3 protein-coding genes are annotated in these 4,447 nt (G+C 72.4%); 1 reads left to right on the top strand and 2 read right to left on the bottom strand.

All coding sequences use genetic code 11. The annotated features are described in order from the left end of the window. Positions 1-1,220: acetyl-CoA C-acetyltransferase (locus tag ACFWP3_RS25410; protein ID WP_384225129.1), on the bottom strand; the 1,220-nt coding region annotated here is incomplete at its 3' end. A 123-nt stretch (positions 1,221-1,343) separates the two neighbouring features. Continuing rightward, positions 1,344-2,381 (bottom strand): SGNH/GDSL hydrolase family protein, encoded by a 1,038-nt coding sequence (locus ACFWP3_RS25405; RefSeq protein WP_384225127.1) that lies wholly within the window; start codon positions 2,379-2,381, stop codon positions 1,344-1,346. A 134-nt stretch (positions 2,382-2,515) separates the two neighbouring features. Between ACFWP3_RS25405 and ACFWP3_RS25400 the strand changes: the two genes are divergently transcribed. Then, complete coding sequence (locus ACFWP3_RS25400) at positions 2,516-3,901, top strand: cystathionine beta-synthase (RefSeq protein ID WP_384225222.1); 1,386 nt, start codon at positions 2,516-2,518, stop codon at positions 3,899-3,901. The last annotated feature ends 546 nt before the right edge of the window (positions 3,902-4,447 follow it).

The following is a 4,447-nucleotide window of genomic DNA, read 5'->3' as shown; positions in this document are numbered from 1 at the left end:
CAGCTCAGCCGCTCGATGACCATGGCCATGCCCTGCCCGCCGCCCACGCACATCGTTTCGAGGCCGAACTGCTTGTCGTGGAACTGCAGGCTGTTGATCAGAGTGCCGGTGATGCGGGCACCGGTCATCCCGAACGGGTGACCGACGGCGATGGCCCCGCCGTTGACGTTCAGCTTGTCCAGCGGGATGTCCAGGTCCCGGTAGGACGGGATGACCTGCGCCGCGAAGGCCTCGTTGATCTCGAACAGGTCGATGTCGCCGACCGTCAGGCCGGCCCGCTTCAGGGCTTGCTTCGACGCCTCGACCGGGCCCAGGCCCATGATCTCGGGGGAGAGGCCGGTGACACCGGTGGAGACGATCCGGGCCAGCGGGGTCAGGCCCAGCTCGCGCGCCTTGGTGTCGCTCATGATGACCAGCGCCGCGGCGCCGTCGTTCAGCGGGCAGCAGTTGCCGGCCGTGACCAGGCCGTCGGGGCGGAAGACGGGCTTGAGGCCCGCGACGCCCTCCAGGGTCACGCCGGCGCGCGGGCCGTCGTCGGTGGAGACGACCGTGCCGTCCGGGGTGGTGACCGGGGTGATCTCCCGCTCCCAGAAGCCGTTCTTGATGGCGGCCTCGGCCAGGTTCTGCGAGCGGACGCCGAACTCGTCCATGTCCTGGCGCGTCACGCCCTTCAGGCGGGCCAGGTTCTCGGCGGTCTGCCCCATGGCGATGTACGCGTCGGGGATCAGGGCGTCCTGGCGCGGGTCGTGCCAGGACGCGCCCTCGCTCTGGGCTACGGCGGCCGTACGGGCCTCCGCGTCCGCGAAGAGCGGGTTGTGGGTGTCCGGCAGGCCGTCGGAGGAGCCCTTCACGGAGCGCGACACCATCTCGACGCCCGCGGAGATGAAGACGTCGCCCTCGCCCGCCTTGATGGCGTGCAGGGCCATCCGCGAGGTCTGGAGGGACGAGGAACAGTAACGGGTGATCGTGCAGCCCGGCAGGTGGTCCATGCCCATCTGCACGGCCACGATGCGGCCCAGGTTGTGGCCCTGCTCCCCGCCGGGGAGGCCGCAGCCGAGCATCAGGTCGTCGATGTCGCGCGGGTCCAGCTCGGGAACCTTGGCGAGCGCGGCCTGGATGATCGTCGCGGTCAGGTCGTCCGGGCGGATGTCCTTGAGGGACCCCTTGAAGGCGCGCCCGATGGGCGAGCGGGCGGTGGAAACGATGACTGCTTCGGGCATCGGGGCTCCAAGGGGGTGCGTCGTTGCGGGACCGCATGCGAAGTTACCGCCCCGTACGGTCGAATTCACCGGGCGGGACGTGTGATACCGGTCGCTCCCGGGGGTCTGCCGCCCGCGCGGCGGTCAGGCCGGGCCCGACACCCCCGTGGCGGAGGCCGCCGCCGACTCCGGGAGCTCCTCGCCCGGCACCCGCCGCCTGCGCCGGTGCTTGAGCAGGGCCCAGGGCCCGCGGGCCGCCGTGACCTCCGTACCGGCCTGGCCGGCCGCGGCCGACGCCGCCTTCGCCACCAGCAGCATGTCCTCGTCCCGGGACACGTCCAGCCGGTCGGACTCCGGCCACAGCCCGAGCGCCGCGCACAGCGTCGGCAGCACGGCCATGGCGGCCGTCGCGTACCCCTCCGCCGACGGGTGGTAGGAGTCCGGGCCGAACATCTCGCGCGGGTTCGCGGCGAACTCGGGGCCCAGCAGATCCCCCATCGAGACCGTACGGGCGCCCAGCGCGACGACCCCTATGGTCTGGGCGGCCGCCAGCTGGCGCGAGACCCGCCGGGCCACCCAGCGCAGCGGCTGGTACACCGGCTCGATCGTGCCCAGGTCCGGGCAGGTGCCCACGACGACCTCGGCCCCCGCGAGCCGCAGCCGCCGCACGGCCGAGGTCAGGCAGCGCACCGACTGGGTCGGCGGCATCCGCCGCGTCACGTCGTTCGCGCCGATCATGATCACGCACACGTCCGGGGCCGGCGCGCCCTCGCCCGCGGGCCCGTCGAGCAGCAGGCCCACCTGCCGGTCGAGGTCGTCCGACATGGCCCCCGAGACGGCCACGTTGCGCAGCTCCACGGGCCGCTCCGCCACCGCCGCCAGCCCCGAGGCCAGCAGGGCCGCCGGGGTCTGGCGGGCCCGCCGTACGCCGAGCCCCGCGGCCGTGGAGTCGCCCAGCATGCCCAGGCGCAGCGGCCCCGGGCTCTGTTCCGGCCCGCCGAACTCGCTCCCGTACAGCCCGTCCGCGCGCGGCGGATCCGGCAGCCCGGTCCCCACCGTGCGCTTGGCGAACTGCATCTCCGCCAGCACCAGCCCCACCGCGGCGACCCCCACCAGCCCGAGCCCGCCCCCGCCGTACGCCGCCCCCGCCGCGATCCGGCGGGCCGTTCTCGCCCTGGACACCCTTCAGGCCACCTCGCTTCCCTGCCTGCTCCTGATGACCTTCCTGCCCCGTACGGACGGTCGGCCAATCCCTTTCCGCATACTCTGGCCATGCCTCCCGGAGAACCCGTGGAGTCCCCTCCTTGGAGAACATGGTGCAATTCCACGACTCGATGATCAGCCTCGTCGGCAACACCCCGCTGGTGAAGCTCAACCGTGTGACCGAAGGCCTCCAGGCCACCGTCCTTGCGAAGGTCGAGTACTTCAACCCCGGCGGCTCCGTGAAGGACCGGATCGCCGTACGGATGATCGAGGCCGCCGAGCAGAGCGGAGCCCTCAAGCCCGGTGGCACCATCGTTGAGCCGACCAGCGGCAACACGGGCGTAGGACTCGCCATCGTGGCCCAGCAAAAGGGCTACAAGTGCATCTTCGTCTGCCCCGACAAGGTGTCCCTGGACAAGATCAACGTGCTGCGCGCGTACGGCGCCGAGGTCGTGGTCTGCCCGACCGCCGTCGACCCCGAGCACCCGGACTCGTACTACAACGTGTCCGACCGGCTCGTGCGCGAGACGCCGGGCGCCTGGAAGCCCGACCAGTACAGCAACCCGAACAACCCCCGTTCGCACTACGAGACCACCGGTCCCGAGCTGTGGGAACAGACGGACGGGAAGATCACCCACTTCGTCGCGGGCGTCGGCACCGGCGGCACGATCTCCGGTACCGGCAACTTCCTCAAGGAGATCAGCGGCGGGAAGGTCAAGGTCATCGGCGCCGACCCGGAGGGCTCGGTGTACTCGGGCGGCTCGGGCCGTCCGTACCTCGTCGAGGGCGTCGGCGAGGACTTCTGGCCGACCGCGTACGACCCGAACGTGACCGACGAGATCATCGCGGTGTCCGACAAGGACTCCTTCCAGATGACCCGCCGCCTCGCGAAGGAGGAGGGCCTGCTGGTCGGCGGGTCCTGCGGCATGGCGGTCGTGGCCGCCCTGCGCGCCGCCGAGGGCCTCGGCCCGGACGACGTGGTCGTCGTCCTGCTGCCGGACAGCGGCCGCGGCTACATGAGCAAGATCTTCAGCGACGAGTGGATGGCCGGACACGGCTTCCTCGAGGAGGCCGGGCCCGCCGCGCGCATCGGCGACGTGCTCAGCGACAAGGAGGGCGGCATCCCCTCCCTCGTGCACATGCACCCCGAGGAGACCGTCGGCGAGGCCATCGAGGTCCTGCGCGAGTACGGCGTCTCGCAGATGCCGATCGTCAAGCCGGGCGCGGGCCACCCGGACGTCATGGCGGCCGAGGTCATCGGCTCCGTGGTCGAGAAGGAGCTCCTCGCGGCGCTGTTCGCGCAGCGGGCCTCGCTGAACGACCCGCTGGAGAAGCACATGAGCGCCCCGCTGCCGCAGGTGGGCTCCGGCGAGCCGGTGTCCGAGCTGATGGCGGTGCTGGGCGAGGCGGACGCGGCGATCGTCCTGGTCGAGGGCAAGCCGACCGGGGTCGTGAGCCGGCAGGACCTGCTGGCGTTCCTGGCCAAGTCGGCGAAGTAGCCTGCGGCTCGCTCGGCGGGGGTGCGGGGCTTCGGCGCCCCGCGGCCCTGCCGCCCTTGCTGTCCCTCGGGAGGTCGCACAAACGGTACGGGCCCTTCATGTGACGGCAGCACCGGCTTAACACGGCTCCGGCACAGTGGTGGTTGTCGGCAGGAGCGGAAACGCTCCGGCCGCACCACCGAACGGCGTTGCGTACCTCCGGAGCGGCTCCCGGACCGCGTGGACGCCTTGGACGCGGACGACCCTGACCCGGCCCGTGTCCGTCGCGGGGACCGCCGTCGTCCCGCCCCCGGCAACCCGGGGTGCGGCGGCCCCCGCGCCAACTCCTCCCACGGCCTGCCGGGGCAACTTCGGCCCCGCCGGGGGCAACTTCGGCCCCACCCCGGCCCTCAGGCTCCGCCATGGCATCCTCCGCCCCGCCCCAGCTCTCAGGCTCCGCCGGGCAACCTCCCGCCTGCCCCGGGTCTCAGGCTTCGCCGGGGCAACTTCAGCCTCGCCGGCGTTTGAGGCGCGGGGGTTCGGGGGCGGAGCCCCCGCAGCGGTGCC

This window comes from Streptomyces sp. NPDC058525, from assembly GCF_042719495.1.
In the GTDB taxonomy this organism is placed as follows: Bacteria; Actinomycetota; Actinomycetes; order Streptomycetales; family Streptomycetaceae; genus Streptomyces.
The sequence above is the reverse complement of the archived record's forward strand: the minus strand, read 5'-3'. Positions and strand labels throughout refer to the sequence as shown.